General features: G+C 38.9%; 17 protein-coding genes and 1 riboswitch. Of the genes, 15 read left to right on the top strand and 2 right to left on the bottom strand.

Going from position 1 to position 17,167, the window contains the following annotated elements; translation table 11 throughout:
* The first annotated feature begins 140 nt into the window (after nucleotides 1-140).
* Entirely contained in the window at nucleotides 141-548 is a 408-nt protein-coding gene (locus ACFX4R_RS15430; protein WP_013059411.1) for a DUF350 domain-containing protein, read from the top strand.
* 151 nt (nucleotides 549-699) lie between these two features.
* Here ACFX4R_RS15430 and ACFX4R_RS15425 read toward each other — a convergent pair whose 3' ends face one another.
* Nucleotides 700-1,806 (bottom strand): 5-methyltetrahydropteroyltriglutamate--homocysteine S-methyltransferase, encoded by a 1,107-nt coding sequence (locus ACFX4R_RS15425; protein ID WP_322552448.1) that lies wholly within the window; start codon nucleotides 1,804-1,806, stop codon nucleotides 700-702.
* Nucleotides 1,807-2,018: 212 nt separating this feature from the next.
* Here ACFX4R_RS15425 and ACFX4R_RS15420 point away from each other — a divergent pair, with 212 nt between their 5' ends.
* The 8 genes from ACFX4R_RS15420 (at nucleotide 2,019) to ACFX4R_RS15385 (ending at nucleotide 11,416) form a co-directional block, all read left to right on the top strand.
* Nucleotides 2,019-3,716: an AMP-binding protein gene (locus ACFX4R_RS15420; protein ID WP_237074111.1), complete on the top strand. Its 1,698-nt coding sequence runs from the start codon at nucleotides 2,019-2,021 to the stop codon at nucleotides 3,714-3,716.
* A gap of 112 nt (nucleotides 3,717-3,828) precedes the next feature.
* The gene (locus tag ACFX4R_RS15415) at nucleotides 3,829-4,413 is read left to right on the top strand and encodes a fatty acid metabolism transcriptional regulator FadR (protein WP_013059408.1); all 585 of its coding nucleotides are present in this window, start codon (nucleotides 3,829-3,831) and stop codon (nucleotides 4,411-4,413) included.
* Nucleotides 4,414-4,492: 79 nt separating this feature from the next.
* On the top strand, nucleotides 4,493-5,266 hold the full coding sequence (locus tag ACFX4R_RS15410; protein ID WP_322552447.1) for an enoyl-CoA hydratase: 774 nt from the start codon (nucleotides 4,493-4,495) through the stop codon (nucleotides 5,264-5,266).
* A gap of 18 nt (nucleotides 5,267-5,284) precedes the next feature.
* Complete coding sequence (locus ACFX4R_RS15405) at nucleotides 5,285-6,058, top strand: electron transfer flavoprotein subunit beta/FixA family protein (RefSeq protein WP_016765685.1); 774 nt, start codon at nucleotides 5,285-5,287, stop codon at nucleotides 6,056-6,058.
* 33 nt (nucleotides 6,059-6,091) lie between these two features.
* Nucleotides 6,092-7,072: an electron transfer flavoprotein subunit alpha/FixB family protein gene (locus tag ACFX4R_RS15400; protein ID WP_013085165.1), complete on the top strand. Its 981-nt coding sequence runs from the start codon at nucleotides 6,092-6,094 to the stop codon at nucleotides 7,070-7,072.
* Nucleotides 7,073-7,493: 421 nt separating this feature from the next.
* Entirely contained in the window at nucleotides 7,494-7,808 is a 315-nt protein-coding gene (trxA, locus tag ACFX4R_RS15395) for a thioredoxin (RefSeq protein ID WP_013059404.1), read from the top strand.
* 224 nt (nucleotides 7,809-8,032) lie between these two features.
* Complete coding sequence (gene uvrC / locus ACFX4R_RS15390; RefSeq protein ID WP_013085164.1) at nucleotides 8,033-9,799, top strand: excinuclease ABC subunit UvrC; 1,767 nt, start codon at nucleotides 8,033-8,035, stop codon at nucleotides 9,797-9,799.
* A gap of 65 nt (nucleotides 9,800-9,864) precedes the next feature.
* A riboswitch (Lysine riboswitch) is annotated at nucleotides 9,865-10,042 on the top strand.
* A 141-nt stretch (nucleotides 10,043-10,183) separates the two neighbouring features.
* Entirely contained in the window at nucleotides 10,184-11,416 is a 1,233-nt protein-coding gene (locus ACFX4R_RS15385) for an aspartate kinase (protein ID WP_043976041.1), read from the top strand.
* A 51-nt stretch (nucleotides 11,417-11,467) separates the two neighbouring features.
* Here ACFX4R_RS15385 and ACFX4R_RS15380 read toward each other — a convergent pair whose 3' ends face one another.
* Nucleotides 11,468-11,995 (bottom strand): YslB family protein, encoded by a 528-nt coding sequence (locus ACFX4R_RS15380; RefSeq protein ID WP_013059401.1) that lies wholly within the window; start codon nucleotides 11,993-11,995, stop codon nucleotides 11,468-11,470.
* A gap of 489 nt (nucleotides 11,996-12,484) precedes the next feature.
* On the opposite strand from ACFX4R_RS15380, the gene ACFX4R_RS15375 reads away from it, so the two are divergent.
* From ACFX4R_RS15375 to ACFX4R_RS15350, 6 genes are all read left to right on the top strand, one after another.
* Nucleotides 12,485-13,093, top strand: coding sequence for a succinate dehydrogenase cytochrome b558 subunit (locus ACFX4R_RS15375; RefSeq protein ID WP_013059400.1), 609 nt, complete (start codon nucleotides 12,485-12,487; stop codon nucleotides 13,091-13,093).
* A gap of 29 nt (nucleotides 13,094-13,122) precedes the next feature.
* Nucleotides 13,123-14,910 carry a succinate dehydrogenase flavoprotein subunit gene (gene sdhA, locus ACFX4R_RS15370; protein WP_013059399.1) on the top strand — a complete coding sequence of 596 codons (1,788 nt, stop codon included), beginning with the start codon at nucleotides 13,123-13,125 and terminating at the stop codon, nucleotides 14,908-14,910.
* Between the two features lie 3 nt (nucleotides 14,911-14,913).
* Complete coding sequence (gene sdhB / locus ACFX4R_RS15365) at nucleotides 14,914-15,687, top strand: succinate dehydrogenase iron-sulfur subunit (protein WP_013059398.1); 774 nt, start codon at nucleotides 14,914-14,916, stop codon at nucleotides 15,685-15,687.
* Between the two features lie 63 nt (nucleotides 15,688-15,750).
* Complete coding sequence (locus tag ACFX4R_RS15360; RefSeq protein ID WP_043976044.1) at nucleotides 15,751-16,200, top strand: acyl-CoA thioesterase; 450 nt, start codon at nucleotides 15,751-15,753, stop codon at nucleotides 16,198-16,200.
* Between the two features lie 174 nt (nucleotides 16,201-16,374).
* Nucleotides 16,375-16,599, top strand: a complete 225-nt coding sequence (gene gerE / locus ACFX4R_RS15355; RefSeq protein ID WP_013059396.1) for a spore germination transcription factor GerE — start codon at nucleotides 16,375-16,377, stop codon at nucleotides 16,597-16,599.
* A gap of 203 nt (nucleotides 16,600-16,802) precedes the next feature.
* The gene (locus tag ACFX4R_RS15350; protein ID WP_026106709.1) at nucleotides 16,803-17,129 is read left to right on the top strand and encodes a hypothetical protein; all 327 of its coding nucleotides are present in this window, start codon (nucleotides 16,803-16,805) and stop codon (nucleotides 17,127-17,129) included.
* The last annotated feature ends 38 nt before the right edge of the window (nucleotides 17,130-17,167 follow it).

The following is a 17,167-nucleotide window of genomic DNA, read 5'->3' as shown; positions in this document are numbered from 1 at the left end:
GCATATATGAAGATAGAAAATCCGACATGGCTCATGGACTATGCTGGGTTTTCTATCTCTTTTAAGAACGATACAAGTAAAGGAAAGAGACCTGTCAGTTCATTACGTGGAGCGTAATATAAATTAGGAGTGATGCAAAAATGAGGGATTTTTGGAAAGACCCGTATATTGAATCCGCCGCTTATTACAGCGTGGTTGTCTTGAGCATTGTCGTCTTTCTTGTTGTGTTTGAGCTCGTTACTAAGTATAAGAATTGGGAAGAGATTCAAAAAGGAAATATGGCTGTTGCGATGGCAACAGGTGGAAAAATATTTGGATTAGCTAATATTTTTCGCTATTCGATTGAGCATAACGACAACTTGTTAAGAATGCTAGGGTGGGGAATATATGGATTCGTTCTTTTACTAGTCAGCTATTTTATTTTCGAATTTTTGACGCCGAAATTTCGAATCGATGACGAAATTGAACAAGATAACAGAGCCGTTGGGTTTATTTCACTTGTTATTTCAATCGGTATGTCCTATGTAATAGGAGCAGGGATAGGATAGGAGAGAGTCATGGAGAAGTTAGCGAAAATTTTACTCGTTTTATGCGGAGTGTTTATGCTTATTGGTCTTATCTATTTATCTATATAGCTTTTCCTAACATCATGATGACAGCAAAAAAGCTGACCTTAAAGCAGGTCAGCTTTTTTAATGACTACTTCCATACGTCTTCAGCAATTGAAATCACGTGCTTTACTTTATCCCACTGCTGTTCTTCAGTTAGTAAATTTCCTTCTTCTGTAGAAGCAAATCCGCACTGGGGACTTAAACAAATTTGATCAAGAGAAACAAATTCTGCCGCTTCAGCAATTCGTTTTTTCACTGCTTCAGGATCTTCTAAATCTCCAAATTTTGATGTGATAAGACCAAGGACAATCTGAAGATCATCTCGCTTTACATGTCGAAGAGGTTCGAATCCTCCTGAGCGTTCATCATCAAATTCTAAAAATAGTCCATCTACGTTTAACTGACTGAAAATAGCTTTGGACGCATTTTCATATCCGCCGCTTGCTGTATAAGTGGACTGGAAATTCCCTCTGCAAATATGCATTGTAATGACCATATCATCTGGCTTATGCGCAATGGATTCATTGATCGCATTTGTAAAACGTTTCAGTAATTCTTGGGGCGTGAAACCTTTTGACGCGATTTGTTCTTGTCCTTTTTCTGAGAAAAAGACTGCCCACGCAGTATCATCTAACTGTAAATAGCGGCATCCGGCATCATAAAATGCTTGAATGGCTTTTTGATATGTTTTAACTAAATCAGCAAAAAATACATCCGTATCCGAGTAAGAAGACTCTTCAATATGACCTCTGAAAAATAGCATATTAGGACTTGGAATGGTGAACTTAGCTACGTGTTCTTTTCCAGCAGCTTGATGAAGAAATTTATAATCTTCAATCATAGGGTGGTGATTAAAATCTAGTTTTCCAGTCACTTTTATACCGTGAGCTTTTGTTTGGACTCCGTGAAACTGAATTCCGGACTCTGCTTCGTAAAGTTCTACGCCAACAAGCTCTGACAGAAAATCAAAGTGCCACCACGCGCGGCGAAACTCACCGTCTGTGACGGCTTTTAATCCAATTTGTTTTTGCTTTTCTACGAGTTTACGAATTTCTTCATCTTCAATTGCTCGAAGCTGTTTCTTTGTCATTTCCCCGTTTTCCACTTGTAATCGTGCTTGTTTGATACGCTCGGGACGCAAAAAGCTTCCAACGTGATCTGCTTTGAACGGTCCTTTAGTCAATGTTGTTGTCAATTCATACAGCTCCTTAAAAAAATCTAATTTTTATTATATACAAAAAATTCGGATAATGTACAGGGGTAAATCCAATTTTTATTTATTACGCTGCAGGATGAAAGAGTGATTAGGTAGGAAAGAGAACATTCAATAACGATTGCATCTAAAAAAAGAATGAACTATAATTTTAATTAGAAAATTCTAATTTTTTATTTTTTTTGAGGGAGAGGATGCGTGTGGAATCCACCGAAAAGATATGGCTTTCTCAATATCCGGATGAAATACCTGCTAGGCTTCATTATGAACAAAAAAATTTAGCACAGCTTTTTGAAGAAGCAGTTCAAAAGGATCCTAAAAAAAGCGCAATCTATTTTCTAGGGAAAAAAATGACGTTTTCCCAGCTGCATCAAGATTCTCTGAAGCTGTCATCTTACCTTATTGAACTGGGATTAAAAAGAGGGGATAGAGTAGCCATTATGCTTCCAAATTGCCCTCAAGCTGTCATTTCCTTTTATGCGGTTCTGCTTGCCGGAGGAGTAGTCGTTCAAACAAACCCTTTGTATACGGAAAGAGAGTTAGAGTATCAGCTTAATGATTCAGAAGCGACCATGATTATTGCACTCGATTTGCTATATCCGCGTGTAGTAAAAATGAAAGCGTTAACAAAAATAAAACACGTAGTCATCACCTCTATTCAAGATTATCTCCCATTTCCCAAAAACATAATGTATCCATTTATTCAGCGCAAACAGCAGAAGATAAGCGTGGATGTGAGTCATACGGAGACTACTCATTTATTTAAACGTATTATAGATGAATCCTCTCCCGCAGTATGTAACGCTGAGGGAATTTCAGACGAAGATATCGCGATTTTACAATACACCGGGGGAACAACAGGTTTTCCAAAAGGAGTCATGCTTACTCATAAAAACTTGGTAGCCAATGCAACGATGTGTTCACATTGGTTATACCGCTGCAGGCATGGAAAAGAAAAAGTGCTTGGAATTATCCCATTTTTTCATGTGTATGGTTTAACAACGGTTCTTGTTTTATCGGTTTTGCAAAACTATGAGATGGTTCTTCTGCCTAAATTTGATGCAAAAACGACGCTCAAAACCATTCATAAGCAGCAGCCTACTTTATTTCCAGGTGCGCCGACGATTTACATTGCATTATTAAACCATCCTGATTTAGCAAAATACAACTTATCTTCTATTGATTCATGTATGAGCGGTTCGGCTCCACTTCCTGTGGAAGTGCAGGAGCAGTTTGAAAAGCTCACCGGAGGTAAATTAGTGGAAGGATATGGATTAACGGAAACCTCTCCTGTTACTCATGCTAATTTTCTTTGGAAAGAGAGGATACCAGGAAGCATTGGAGTGCCTTGGCCAGACACAGATGCCAAAATTCTCTCGTTTGAAACAGGTAAAGAAGCTGCTGTAAGCGAAGTAGGAGAAATTGCGGTTAAAGGTCCTCAGGTAATGAAAGGATATTGGAAGCAGCCTGAAGAAACGGAGGCTGTTATGCGAGACGGATGGTTGCTAACAGGTGATGTTGGCTATATGGATGATAAAGGTTATTTTTATGTAGTAGATCGGAAGAAAGATATTATTATTGCCGGGGGATATAATATCTATCCTCGAGAAGTTGAAGAAGTATTATATGAGCATGAAAAAATTCAAGAAGCTGTAGTGGTGGGTGTTCCTGACCCATATAGAGGAGAAACGGTGAAGGCTTACATTGTATTAAAAAATGGTGTAAGATGTACTGAAGAAGAGTTAAATGAGTTTTCTAGAAAGTATTTAGCTGCTTATAAAGTTCCGCGCCTTTATGAATTTCGAAATGAGCTTCCCAAAACAGCGGTCGGTAAGATTCTGCGACGAGCGCTGATTGATGAAGAAAATGAAAAGCATAAAAAGGCGACGTAATCGATCGTCGCCTTTGATTTTTTTCCTGAAACATAATTGACAGATACTTGCGGTTTCTTTATTATAAAGATATGAATGAATAATCATTCATATTTTAAAGGAGCGTATAAGATTGAGAAGAAATAAGCCAAAGTATAAACAGATTATCGATGCAGCTGTAGTAGTAATAGCAGAAAACGGATACCACAATGCTCAGGTTTCTAAAATTGCTAAGCAGGCTGGAGTTGCAGACGGTACGATATATTTATATTTTAAAAACAAAGAAGATGTCTTGATTTCCTTGTTTCAAGAGAAGATGGGACAATTTGTAGAAAAAATTTATGAAGAACTGGCGGGAATTGAAACCGCGGCAGAAAAACTTCATGTGTTAATTGACAAACATTTTTCGTTTCTAGCGGAGGATCATCATTTAGCTACAGTGACCCAGCTCGAACTGCGTCAATCGAACAAAGATTTAAGATTGAAAATTAACGATGTATTAAAAGATTATCTGACTCTCATTGATTCTATTTTGCAGACAGGAATCGAAACGGGTGAGTTTTCTGAAAATATAGATATTCGTCTTGCGCGACAGATGATTTTTGGAACGATTGATGAAACTGTCACAACATGGGTAATGAACGATCATCGATATGGTCTAATAGAATCGGTAGATAAAGTCCATTCCCTGCTGTTAAACGGCTGCAGCGGCTCATAATCGTAAGTGAGCCTGCTGCTCCCCTGCGAGGGGAAAAGCGCAAGGTAATGAAAATAGAAAGAAAGGGTGGCGTAAACAAATGGAAATTATCCAGGTTGAAACTGTTGATGCAATAAGTTTCATTACGTTGAATAGACAACCTGCTAACGCTTTGTCTCAAGACTTATTAAAAGATCTTTCAAGTGTTTTAAAACATTTAGAAGATAGTAAAGAGACAAGGGTTATCGTCATTAAAGGTGAAGGGAAATTCTTTTGTGCCGGTGCTGATATAAAAGAATTCACATCACTTCAGCAGGAAAAAGAATACGAGAAGCTTGCTGTTAACGGTCAAGAGCTCTTTGAGTATATTGAAAATTACCCAAAACCAGTGATTGCAGCTATTCATGGAGCTGCTTTAGGCGGAGGGTTGGAGCTTGCTATGAGCTGCCATATCCGTTTGGTAACAGAAAATGCTAAGCTGGGCTTGCCTGAGCTTCAGTTAGGGATTATACCAGGATTTGGAGGAACTCAGCGATTACCTCGTTATGTAGGAGTTCATAAGGCTTGTGAGATGATGCTGACAAGTGATCCAATATCCGGAAGCGAGGCAGTGGAGTTAGGATTGGTAAATGCAGCTTTTGAAGAAAGTCAGCTTATCAATGAAACATTTTTACTTGCTAGAAAAATTGCCAAAAAAAGCCCAATCTCTGTTAAAGCCACCTTGCAGCTGCTTCAGCATGTAAAAACAGATGCTTATTACAGCGGCATCAAAAAAGAAGCGCAGTTTTTTGGAAGCGTATTCAAAAGCAGGGATGCTCAAGAAGGCGTAGCCGCTTTTATTGAAAAGCGCCAGCCTAAATTTTTAGGAAAATAAGCTTAGGAGGGGAATTGAATGAATATTTACGTGTTAGTAAAAAGAACATTCGATACAGAGGAGAAACTTTCATTAAAAAATGGTCAAATTGTTGAAGATGGGGCTGAATTTATTATTAATCCTTACGATGAGTATGCAGTTGAAGAAGCTATTCAGCTAAAGGAAAAGCATGGCGGGGAGATTACGGTCGTGAGTGTAGGAGGGGAAGAATCAGAAAAAGAACTCCGAACAGCTTTGGCTATGGGAGCAGATAAAGCGGTTTTAATCAATACGGAAGATGACATAGAAGATGGCGATCAGTACACGACTTCTAGGCTGCTGGCACAGTACTTAAAAGAACAATCTCCTGACTTAATTTTGGCAGGAAACGTAGCGATTGACGGAGGTTCGGGCCAAGTGGGACCGCGCGTAGCAGAACAGTTAGAAATCCCTTATATTACGACGATTACAAAATTAGATATCGAAGGTGAAAAAGTGACTGTTGTACGCGATGTGGAAGGTGATTCCGAGGTTATCGAAACGTCGCTTCCTCTTTTAGTAACAGCTCAGCAGGGACTTAACGAACCTCGCTATCCATCTCTTCCAGGGATTATGAAAGCGAAGAAGAAACCGTTGGTTGAAGTGGAATTGGATGATTTAGATTTAGATGAAGATGATGTAGAAGCAAAAACAAAGACAATTGAAATTTATTTGCCTCCGAAAAAAGACGCAGGACGCGTACTACAAGGAGATATAAAAGATCAAGTGACAGAACTGGTCAATTTACTGCATAAAGAAGCAAAAGTCATTTAATAAGTCAAAAGTTAAAACAATGGGGGTATTGCAATGGGACGTAAAGTGTTAGTTCTAGGAGAAGCACGTGATGGGGGATTACGAAACGTATCGTTTGAAGCGATTTCCGCAGCGTCTACTGTAGCTGACGGTGGGGAAATTGTTGCAGCGTTAGTAGGAAAGGACGTAAAAGCTTTAAGTGAAGAGCTTATTGCATACGGAGCGAATAAAGTTGTTGTGACGGAGCATGAAGATTTAGCTGCTTACACATCGGATGGTTATGCTCAGGCGTTATTAGCCATCATTGAAAGTGAACAACCTGAAGCTATCGTATTTGGCCATACGGCTCTTGGCAAAGACCTAGCGCCAAAACTGGCAGCTCGCTTAGACAAAGGACTTATCTCAGATGTGACGGATGTAGAAGTTGGAGGGGATCAAGTAGTCTTCACCCGCCCAATTTATTCTGGTAAAGCATTTGAAAAGAAAATCATGACCGATGCTTTTACGTTTGTCACGATTCGTCCAAATAATATTTCACCGCTTGCAAAAGATGAGGGACGTACAGGCGATGTAGAGGATTTAAATGTTGAAATCAAAAACCTGCGTACAGTTGTAAAAGAAGTTGTACGGAAAGCAACGCAAGGGGTTGATTTATCCGAAGCAAAAGTCGTGATTGCAGGTGGTCGAGGTGTAAAAAGCACGGAAGGTTTTGGACCTCTCCAAGAACTAGCGGACGTGTTAAATGGAGCTGTTGGGGCGTCTCGCGGAGCGTGCGATGCAGATTACTGCGACTATTCTCTTCAGATCGGTCAGACGGGCAAAGTAGTCACACCAGATTTATACATTGCCTGCGGAATCTCGGGAGCCATTCAGCATTTGGCCGGCATGTCAAATTCAAAAATTATTGTTGCCATTAACAAAGATCCTGAGGCGAATATTTTTAAAGTAGCTGATTACGGAATCGTTGGAGATTTATTTGAAGTGGTGCCTCTGCTAACGGAAGAATTCAAAAAGCTGAAAGTACAGTCTGCGTAAGAGGCTGAGACAAAAGGATTTTAGACGAAGTGAAAAATGAACCATTGATCAAGATGTTTGATTAGTGGTTCGTTTTTTTGTTAGGGTAAACGCAGGTTTCATGTGTGTGGGTCTTTCTAGCAGTTGATTGGAGGGCAAGGCGAAGACTCCTGCAGAAAGCAAAGTCTTGCACAGAAATCATCTGCGGTGTCGCAAGCGGTTCAGCCCTTGTATACTATTCGTTCGTCTTTAGATAGGATTCATTTCGTTATGTCTCAGCCTCATGGAAAACGAAATTTTCTACGTATGTTTTTATGTGAATTGTACAAACTAGAGCGGAGAATAAACAGTATAAATGTAAGCAAAAAGTTAGCAAACCTTATTTGAAGGTGATATACTGTGAGTAGAATTTGGATATTGCATATATTTAGGAGGAATTAAAATGGCTATTGCACATGCTACAGATAAAAACTTTACAGATGAAATTAAATCAGGCCTAGTGCTTGTTGACTTTTGGGCACCATGGTGTGGCCCTTGTAAAATGATTGCTCCAGTTCTTGAAGAAATCGATGGCGAACTTAACGATAAAGTTAAAATCGTGAAAGTAGACGTTGATGAAAACCAAGAAACGGCTGGAAAATTTGGTGTTATGAGTATCCCAACTTTAGTATTATTTAAAGATGGAGAGAAAGTTGACCAAGTAGTTGGTTTCCAACCAAAAGAAGCATTAACAGAATTAATTAATAAACACGCGTAAGTCAAAACCTAGCTCAGGCTAGGTTTTTTCTTTTTCTCCACTTTTTCTCTTTTGGGAATACTTTTATTTAGCGAATATGCGTTCGTTTGTTTTATACTAGATGTAAGGAACACCGCCATAAATCCGGCTTATGTGCATGTATTGTAAAGCAGGAAAGAATGTAGATTACGCTTCATAAGCGAATGTATAGATGGACAGAGTAAGAGAAGAGGAAGGAGAAAAATATGAACGATTATTTAAAAGAAAAGCTGGCTATTTTACCGGATCAGCCCGGCTGTTACTTGATGAAAGATAAATATGGAACGGTCATTTACGTAGGAAAAGCAAAAGTATTAAAAAATCGAGTGCGCTCCTACTTTACCGGATCTCATGACGGAAAGACGCTTCGACTTGTAAACGACATTGTCGATTTTGAATATATCGTCACATCTTCTAATTTAGAAGCACTTATTTTAGAAATGAATTTAATTAAAAAGCATGATCCAAAATACAATATCATGCTTAAAGATGATAAGGGTTATCCCTTTATTAAGATTACAGCTGAAAAGCAGCCCCGACTTGTTATTACAAGAAAAATAAAAAAAGATAAAGGGAAATACTTCGGGCCTTATCCTAACGTTCAAGCTGCAAATGAAACAAAGCGGCTTCTTGATCGCATTTATCCATTAAGAAAGTGCTCTACCATGCCAGACAGACCTTGTTTGTATTACCATATCGGGCAATGCCTAGCTCCTTGCGTAAAAGAAGTAAAAGAAGAGCAAAACAAACAAATTATTGAAAATATCACGCGGTTTTTAAATGGTGGATATGAGCATGTCAAAACAGAATTAACTGAAAAAATGTTAAAAGCTTCAGAAGAACTTGACTTTGAACGGGCTAAAGAATATCGAGATCAAATTGCTCATATCGAAGCGACAATGGAAAAGCAAAAAGTAACGTTTAATGATTTTGTCAATCGAGATGTGTTTGGCTATTCTTATGATAAAGGCTGGATGTGTGTTCAAGTTTTCTTTATTCGCCAAGGGAAGTTAATTGAGCGAGAAGTTTCTATGTTTCCTTTTTATAAAGAGCCAGAAGAAGATTTCTTAACTTTTATCGGTCAGTTTTATGCCAAAAATATTAAGCCAAAAGAAGTAATGGTTCCAGCAACGATTGATGCAGAGTTGGCTGAGAAATTAGTAGAAGTAGAGGTTCAGCATCCAAAGCGAGGCAAAAAGAAAGAATTAGTAGAACTTGCGTGTAAAAATGCAAAAATTGCGCTCGGTGAAAAATTCTATTTAATTGAACGAGATGAAGAGCGCACGGTTGGCGCAGTTGAACGGTTAGGAGAAGAGCTTGGAATTGCCGCTCCTTATCGGATTGAAGCATTTGATAATTCAAATATTCAAGGGACAGATCCCGTTTCTGCGATGATTGTTTTTGTTGATGGGAAACCGGAAAAGAAAGAATATCGCAAATATAAAATTAAGACCGTAAAGGGACCAGATGATTACAGTTCCATGAGAGAAGTCGTTCGCAGACGGTATTCCAGAGCGTTAAAAGAGGGTCTTCCGCTTCCAGATTTAATTGTTGTAGATGGAGGCAAAGGGCATTTAGCTGCAGTACAGGACGTTCTCGAAAATGAATTGGGACTTTTAGTGCCTACAGCAGGTCTTGTCAAAGATGATAAGCACAGAACCTCCAACCTGATGATTGGTGAGCCTCCTCAAATCATACCGCTCGAACGCAATAGTCAAGAATTTTATTTGCTTCAGCGAATTCAAGATGAAGTTCACCGTTTTGCGATTACCTTCCACCGTCAAGTGCGCTCTAAGTCCGCTTTTCAGTCTGTTCTGGACGATATTCCGGGAGTGGGCGAAAAACGTAAAAAAGCTTTGTTAAAGTATTTTGGTTCGGTGAAAAAATTGAAAGAAGCAACGGTTGATGATATTCGAAATTCAGGTGTTCCTCAAAACATCGCTGAAAAAATTTATGAAACATTGCAAAAATAGTCTTGAAATAATAGAAAATATTTGATAAGCTATTAACTAATTTCATACGACACTTCATCAAATGAAGTGAAGATAGAGGTGCAAATTTAATCAGTACGTATCAGGAAGGGTATGAGCTCTTATGAATGATGCGGAAAGGGAAATTTGCCGAAGTGAACATTACCTCATAGTAATGATTGCTGGTTCTGCGTTGAATAAACGTAGGATTGTCAAGATGTAGATTCTTGGAGAGCTATCTCACGGCAGTGGACGGTTATGTTTTATAATTTTCGTTCGTTAAGCAATGAGAGCTCATCTCATTGCTTTTTTTATTGTCTGAGTAAAAAAATTTAGCTTCTCATCATCCTGCATATGCAAATTTATTGAAAAGGAATGAACAAAATTATGGCATTAATCGTTCAAAAATTTGGTGGAACATCTGTTGGTTCTGTTGAACGTATCCAACATGTAGCAAACCGTGTTATTCAAGAAGCAGAGCGCGGTAACCAAGTAGTTGTTGTTGTATCGGCAATGGGCAAAACTACAGATGCACTGGTGAAATTAGCAAGTGATATTACGGACAGTCCAAGCAAACGCGAAATGGATATGCTTCTTACAACTGGAGAACAAGTAACGATTTCCCTGTTAACAATGGCCCTTCAATATAAAGGGTATGAAGCAACTTCGCTAACAGGTTGGCAAGCTGGTATCCAGACGGAAGCAGTTCACAGCAATGCACGAATCCAGCACATTGACACGACTCGTATTCAAAGCCAATTAGATAGAGGCCGAATCGTAGTAGTAGCTGGATTCCAAGGCTGTTCAGGAGATGGTAGCATTACAACATTAGGTCGAGGCGGCTCTGACACGACGGCAGTAGCTCTTGCCGCAGCATTAAAAGCTGCAAAATGTGATATTTATACAGATGTAACAGGAGTGTTTACGACAGATCCGCGCTATGTAGAAGATGCTCGTAAGCTTCACTCTATTTCATATGACGAAATGTTAGAATTAGCTAATTTGGGAGCAGGGGTGCTGCATCCGCGCGCTGTTGAGTTTGCAAAAAATTATCAGGTACCGCTAGAAGTGCGTTCAAGCTTAGAAAACGAGAATGGAACGATTGTTGAGGAGGAAGTTTCAATGGAACAAAACTTAGTCGTAAGAGGAATTGCGTTTGAAGATAATATTTCACGAGTGACAATTGAAGGGTTAAACAACGAGTTGCAAACTCTTTCTACTATTTTTACAGCATTAGCAAAAGAACAGTTAAATGTGGACATTATTATTCAAAACGTAACGGCTAATAATCGTCTCTCTATCTCATTTTCTATTAAAACCGTAGACGTAGACGCCGCTCTTGCCGTCTTAAAAGAGTATAAATCTACTTTGGGATATACGCGTATTGAACATGAAAGCGGTTTGGCTAAAGTATCAATTGTCGGCTCTGGCATGATTTCTAATCCAGGCGTTGCAGCCGAAATGTTTGAAGTGCTGGCAGGAGAGAAAATTGAAGTGAAGATGGTCAGCACGTCTGAAATTAAAGTATCTACAGTTGTACCGCATGCTGATATGGTAAAAGCTGTTGAGACGCTTCACGTAGCATTTGAATTAGAAGAGCAGCAAGCAGTGCAAGTATAAAGAAGAGAAAAAAGACGTGGTATCTCCACGTCTTTTATATATACGTATTTCCTACTTTTTATAACGCTCCGCGCGTGTTTCGGTAGGTAAGATATCTTTTCGGTCCCACTGCACGGAAATCAGCACTTTTCCGTTCTTTTCTTTATGTGTTAAGTAGGCTTCTGTTAGGCAGTTGTTTTGACGCTGAATCTGTTCAGCCACAAATCCTGACTCAAGATGAAACGAACAAGTTTCCTGCTGAAATCTTTTGCTGACCACATCACCTGATAACTCAAGCTCGAGTGAATATTTATCTTTTTTTGCAAGCGTCAGTGTTCCCCAGGAAGCTGCTTTAAAAAAAGCGACGATTTCATCCATTGTATTTAATGGGTATTTCCGAGCAAGGTGTTTTCCTGCCCAGTATGAAATGGTATTTGTTTCGTCTCCAAGAAGCTCTGGAATTAACACGTCACGCAAAAGGCTGTATCCGAAATATGAAACGTGATCAAGAGTTCTCTCTGTTTCAGCTGTGACATTAGGTTCTGATGTTTCCATCGTCTCTTCAAGTTCTTGCTGTGATTCTGTTTGTAAATTGCTCATGCTTTCCCCTCTTTCTTTACTACTATTATATACAAATCTAAAAAACCTCTCACGCATTTTTTTAATAAAATGTAAGAGGATCTTTATTATGGTAAAAAGAGTTAGATGTAAAGATGAAAAATCCATAATATACCTTTTAAAAGGGTACTTTTACCTGTGTAAATGTTTTGTGAACTTGTTTACAATAAAAGCATAAAGTAAACGCTTACTTATTTGTGGCAAGCAATATTATAATAGAAAGAAAAAATCTGTAACATCAATACAGTAAGCGTTAACAAATATAAAATTTTATAAATTTATATTTTATAGAAGATTTAAACATCTTGCCTTGACGCTCTTAATCGATGGGAGTAAAATTAACCTGTCACATACTTTATTAGGAAATGCAAAGGTTTTCATTTCCTGTATTCACGATTAATCTATTTGTCTAGTGGGAGTAAGAAAGTTCTTCACAAACTATGTTCATTTAACTAAGGGGGGTCTACGCAGATGGCGGCAAACAGAGAGTTTCAATATCGGAGAATCCATTCATTACTTGGGGTAATACCAATCGGGATTTTCTTAACACAGCATTTAGTTGTGAATCATTTCGCGACAAAGGGAGAAGAATCATTTAATCAAGCAGCTCACTTCATGGAGAGCTTACCTTTCCGCTATGCTCTAGAAATTTTCATTATTTTCTTACCAATCGTTTTTCACGCAATATACGGTCTTTACATCGCATTCACTGCTAAAACAAACGTTAACAACTACGGTTTTTTCCGTAACTGGATGTTTATCCTTCAGCGTGTTTCAGGTGTAATCACACTTATCTTCATCACATGGCACGTATGGGAAACCAGAATACAAGCTGCGCTTGGAAAAGAAGTAGATTTTCAAATGATGGAACGAATTTTAAGCAACCCGGCAATGCTTGCATTCTACATAGTTGGTGTTGTATCTACGATCTTCCACTTTGCAAACGGTCTATGGTCATTTGGAGTTAGCTGGGGGTTAACTGTAACACCACGTTCTCAAAGAATTTCAACTTATGTGACATTAGCAATCTTCTTAGCACTTACATTTGTAGGTGTTCGTACATTATTCGCATTTGCATAAAATTAAGGTTTTGAAGGAGTGGGGTTCCGATGAGTAACGGAAAAATCATCGTAGTCGGTGGCGGTTTAGCTGGCTTGATGGCAACAATAAAAATTGCTGAGTCTGGCAAGCAAGTAGATTTATTTTCACTAGTTCCGGTAAAAAGATCTCACTCAGTTTGCGCGCAAGGTGGAATCAACGGAGCCGTAAACACGAAAGGTGAAGGAGATTCACCATGGGAACACTTTGATGACACAGTGTACGGCGGAGACTTTTTAGCCAACCAGCCACCTGTAAAAGCAATGTGTGAAGCAGCTCCTGGTATTATTCACTTACTTGACCGCATGGGTGTTATGTTTAACCGTACTCCTGAGGGTTTGTTAGACTTCAGACGATTTGGCGGGACGCAGCATCACCGTACGGCTTTTGCTGGAGCAACAACGGGTCAACAATTATTGTACGCATTAGATGAGCAGGTTCGTCGTTATGAAGTTGCCGGACTTGTGACAAAGTACGAAGGATGGGAATTCTTAGGTGCTGTTCTTGACGATGAGCGCAGCTGTCGCGGAATTTCTGCACAGAATTTAAAATCAATGGAAATTAAAACGTTCCCAGCTGACGCGGTTATTATGGCTACAGGTGGACCTGGAATTGTTTTTGGAAAATCGACGAACTCAGTTATTAATACAGGTTCAGCGGCATCTATCGTGTATCAGCAAGGTGCATATTATTCAAACGGAGAGTTTATTCAAATTCATCCAACTGCTATCCCAGGAGATGATAAGCTTCGTCTTATGAGTGAATCTGCTCGTGGAGAAGGCGGACGCGTTTGGACATATAAAGACGGTAAACCTTGGTATTTCTTAGAGGAAAAATATCCTGCATACGGTAACTTAGTACCTCGTGATATTGCAACTCGTGAAATTTTTGACGTCTGCGTAGCGCAGAAGTTAGGAATCAACGGAGAGAACATGGTTTATCTGGACCTTTCACATAAAGATCCAAAAGAGCTAGACATTAAACTTGGAGGTATCATCGAAATCTATGAAAAATTCATGGGCGATGATCCGCGCAAGGTACCAATGAAAATTTTCCCAGCCGTACACTATTCAATGGGCGGTTTATGGGTGGATTACGATCAAATGACAAATATTCCTGGCTTATTCGCAGCTGGTGAGTGTGATTATTCACAGCACGGAGCGAACCGTTTAGGAGCAAACTCATTATTATCAGCTATTTATGGTGGTATGGTTGCCGGTCCTAAAGCGGTTGAATACATCAATGGTTTAGAAAAGAGCGCAGATGCTATTTCTTCAAGCGTATATGATCGTCATGTGAAAGAAGAAGAAGAGAAATGGAACAATATCATGAATCTTCAAGGTACAGAAAATGCATACGTTCTTCATAAAGAGCTAGGGGAATGGATGACTGACAACGTGACAGTCGTACGATACAATGACAAACTGTTAAAAACAGATGAAAAGATTCAAGAATTAATTGAACGCTATGATCGTATTAACATTAATGATACAGCTAAATGGAGTAATCAAGCGGCAACATTTACTCGTCAGTTGCAAAACATGCTTCAGCTTTCACGTGTTGTAACGCTAGGAGCTTACAACCGTAACGAAAGTCGCGGTGCTCATTATAAGCCAGATTTCCCAGATCGTAACGATGAAGAATTCTTAAAAACAACAATGGCATCTTTTGTGGATAAGAAAACGGCTCCTTCTTTCCATTATGAAGAGGTAGACGTATCGTTAATTAAACCGCGTAAACGCGACTACACAAAGAAAAAAGATGAAAAACCAAAAAAACAACAAGAGGGGGTTCGTTAATCAATGAGTGAACAACAAACAGTCCAAAAGACAGTGCGCTTCATTATTACACGTCAAGATTCAGCTGAATCTGCTCCTTACAATCAGGAGTTTGAAATTCCGTATCGTCCGAATATGAACGTTATTTCAGCACTGATGGAAATCAGACGTAACCCTGTTGATGCTTCAGGTAAAGAGGTTGCTCCGATAAACTGGGAAATGAACTGTTTAGAGGAAGTATGCGGAGCCTGTTCAATGGTCATCAACGGTAAACCTCGTCAGTCATGTACAGCTCTTGTTGATAAACTAGAACAACCAATTCGCTTACAGCCAATGAAAACATTTCCTGTGGTTCGTGATTTGCAAGTAGACCGCAGCCGTATGTTTGATTCACTAAAAAAAGTAAAAGCATGGGTTCCAATCGATGGCACATACGATTTAGGTCCAGGACCGCGTATGCCTGAAAAGAAACGTCAGTGGGCGTATGAGTTATCCAAATGTATGACATGTGGCGTTTGCTTAGAAGCTTGTCCAAATGTAAACGACAAGTCAAACTTCATCGGTCCAGCACCGCTTTCTCAAGTTCGCCTGTTTAATGCCCATCCAACCGGTGCGTTAAATAAAGGAGAACGTTTAGAGACGATTATGGGTGATGGAGGACTAGCGAACTGCGGGAATTCTCAAAACTGCGTTCAATCATGCCCAAAAGGAATTCCATTGACTACTTCAATCGCAGCTTTGAACCGCGATACAACAATTCAAGCATTCAGAAGTTTCTTTGGTAGCGATCAAGTATAATCACTCAAAACCTCTCCATGCGGAGAGGTTTTATTTTGTCTATGACGAACGGAGGAAATACAGATGAATAATATTTCGTATATTGAAGACATGGATCATTGGAAAGAGTCATTTTCGTTTAAGCAGGAGATCAAGGTAAGATTTTCGGAAACAGATATGTTTGGGCATTTAAATAATACGGTTCCTTTTGTTTATTTTGAACAAATACGTACGGAATTCTTTCACCATATTGGCTTTATGCAAAAGTGGACGAGTGAGCATGAGGGAACGATACCGGTGGTGGCTGATTTGCAGTGCGATTATGTCAAACAAGTGTATTTTGGCAACATGCTATCTGTTTTTGTAAAAGCTCATAGAATTGGACGTTCGTCGGTTGATTTACACTATATGATTCAAAATGAGCAAAAAGAGGTTGTACTCACCGGGAGAGGAACAATGGTGCAAATTTCTAAAGAAACAGGAAAAAGCGTCCCGTGGAATGAAGAGATGAAAAGGTGTTTATCAAATATATGAAAATGGCTTGAAGGCTCTTTCTTCAGGCTTTTTTTCTTTTTTAAAGGTGAAAAAGAGTTTTTTGCATATTTTTTCTAAAACTAGTAACCGCGTAGGCATACCGCACATAAGATATGTTGACTAAATTTACACCCATCCGATAGTTCAACTCAGGATCAGGCAAGGAGGGTTACATTGAAAGAAAAAGAGTTTCAACCTAAACCGCTACTTACAAAGCGTGAACGAGAAGTATTCGAGCTTTTAGTACAGGACAAAACAACAAAAGAAATCGCGAGTGAACTATTCATTAGCGAAAAAACAGTTCGAAATCATATTTCTAATGCGATGCAAAAGCTTGGAGTCAAGGGGCGTTCTCAAGCAGTCGTAGAACTCCTTCGAATGGGAGAACTTGAACTATAACATGAGCTGGCTTTCTTCTTAGAAAGCCAGCTTTTTGTATATTTTTTTCAGTGTCGCATACATATCTAAAAAGAATAACGTTAAGAAAAAATTATAAAAAAGGTAAATCTTTATAAAAAAAACTTATTGCTTGAAATTGAATTTCAGAGTACGTATACTTTTAAGTAAGGAGATACTAGTTCAGAAGAAAGAGAGGTGAGATGATGAAAAATATATGGATGAGCTTATTGTTATGCATGATATTCTGTTTGCCTTTTGCGAGTTTGCCAGATAAATTTATTGATAACGACTTTGAAAAAGTGAAGGTCACAAAAAGTTCGGTTCAGCATTACACGGATATCGTGCACATGTCTCCAGGAGCTAAGCACAGCGTTAAACAAATAGGATCTCTCATACAAAGTGTGATAGTAACTTTTGCTTTAGTATGGGTGAGTGCCAAACTCATCATTCCGACGCATCAAATTGCGTATTTTATCCTCAAGAAAACACTTTTTTACCCAAAAATCTTTCAATCAAGTTACCTCAATTAAATAAAAAAGGTTGAAATTTCAACAGCCTTTTCTTCAAA

Source organism: Priestia sp. YIM B13490, from assembly GCF_042787735.1.
In the GTDB taxonomy this organism is placed as follows: Bacteria; Bacillota; Bacilli; order Bacillales; family Bacillaceae_H; genus Priestia; species Priestia megaterium.
Note: the sequence above shows the minus strand (reverse complement) of the source record. Positions and strands in the feature narration are given on the sequence as shown.

Excerpts from the sequence above, each read along its gene's own strand:
- ACFX4R_RS15430 (WP_013059411.1), top strand. The coding sequence starts at position 141 with ATGAGGGATTTTTGGAAAGACCCGTATATTGAATCCGCCGCTTATTAC.
- ACFX4R_RS15420 (WP_237074111.1), top strand. The coding sequence starts at position 2,019 with ATGCGTGTGGAATCCACCGAAAAGATATGGCTTTCTCAATATCCGGAT.
- ACFX4R_RS15410 (WP_322552447.1), top strand. The coding sequence starts at position 4,493 with ATGGAAATTATCCAGGTTGAAACTGTTGATGCAATAAGTTTCATTACG.
- ACFX4R_RS15405 (WP_016765685.1), top strand. The coding sequence starts at position 5,285 with ATGAATATTTACGTGTTAGTAAAAAGAACATTCGATACAGAGGAGAAA.
- ACFX4R_RS15400 (WP_013085165.1), top strand. The coding sequence starts at position 6,092 with ATGGGACGTAAAGTGTTAGTTCTAGGAGAAGCACGTGATGGGGGATTA.
- trxA (WP_013059404.1), top strand. The coding sequence starts at position 7,494 with ATGGCTATTGCACATGCTACAGATAAAAACTTTACAGATGAAATTAAA.
- uvrC (WP_013085164.1), top strand. The coding sequence starts at position 8,033 with ATGAACGATTATTTAAAAGAAAAGCTGGCTATTTTACCGGATCAGCCC.
- ACFX4R_RS15385 (WP_043976041.1), top strand. The coding sequence starts at position 10,184 with ATGGCATTAATCGTTCAAAAATTTGGTGGAACATCTGTTGGTTCTGTT.
- ACFX4R_RS15380 (WP_013059401.1), bottom strand. The coding sequence starts at position 11,995 with ATGAGCAATTTACAAACAGAATCACAGCAAGAACTTGAAGAGACGATG.
- ACFX4R_RS15375 (WP_013059400.1), top strand. The coding sequence starts at position 12,485 with ATGGCGGCAAACAGAGAGTTTCAATATCGGAGAATCCATTCATTACTT.
- sdhA (WP_013059399.1), top strand. The coding sequence starts at position 13,123 with ATGAGTAACGGAAAAATCATCGTAGTCGGTGGCGGTTTAGCTGGCTTG.
- sdhB (WP_013059398.1), top strand. The coding sequence starts at position 14,914 with ATGAGTGAACAACAAACAGTCCAAAAGACAGTGCGCTTCATTATTACA.
- ACFX4R_RS15360 (WP_043976044.1), top strand. The coding sequence starts at position 15,751 with ATGAATAATATTTCGTATATTGAAGACATGGATCATTGGAAAGAGTCA.
- ACFX4R_RS15350 (WP_026106709.1), top strand. The coding sequence starts at position 16,803 with ATGAAAAATATATGGATGAGCTTATTGTTATGCATGATATTCTGTTTG.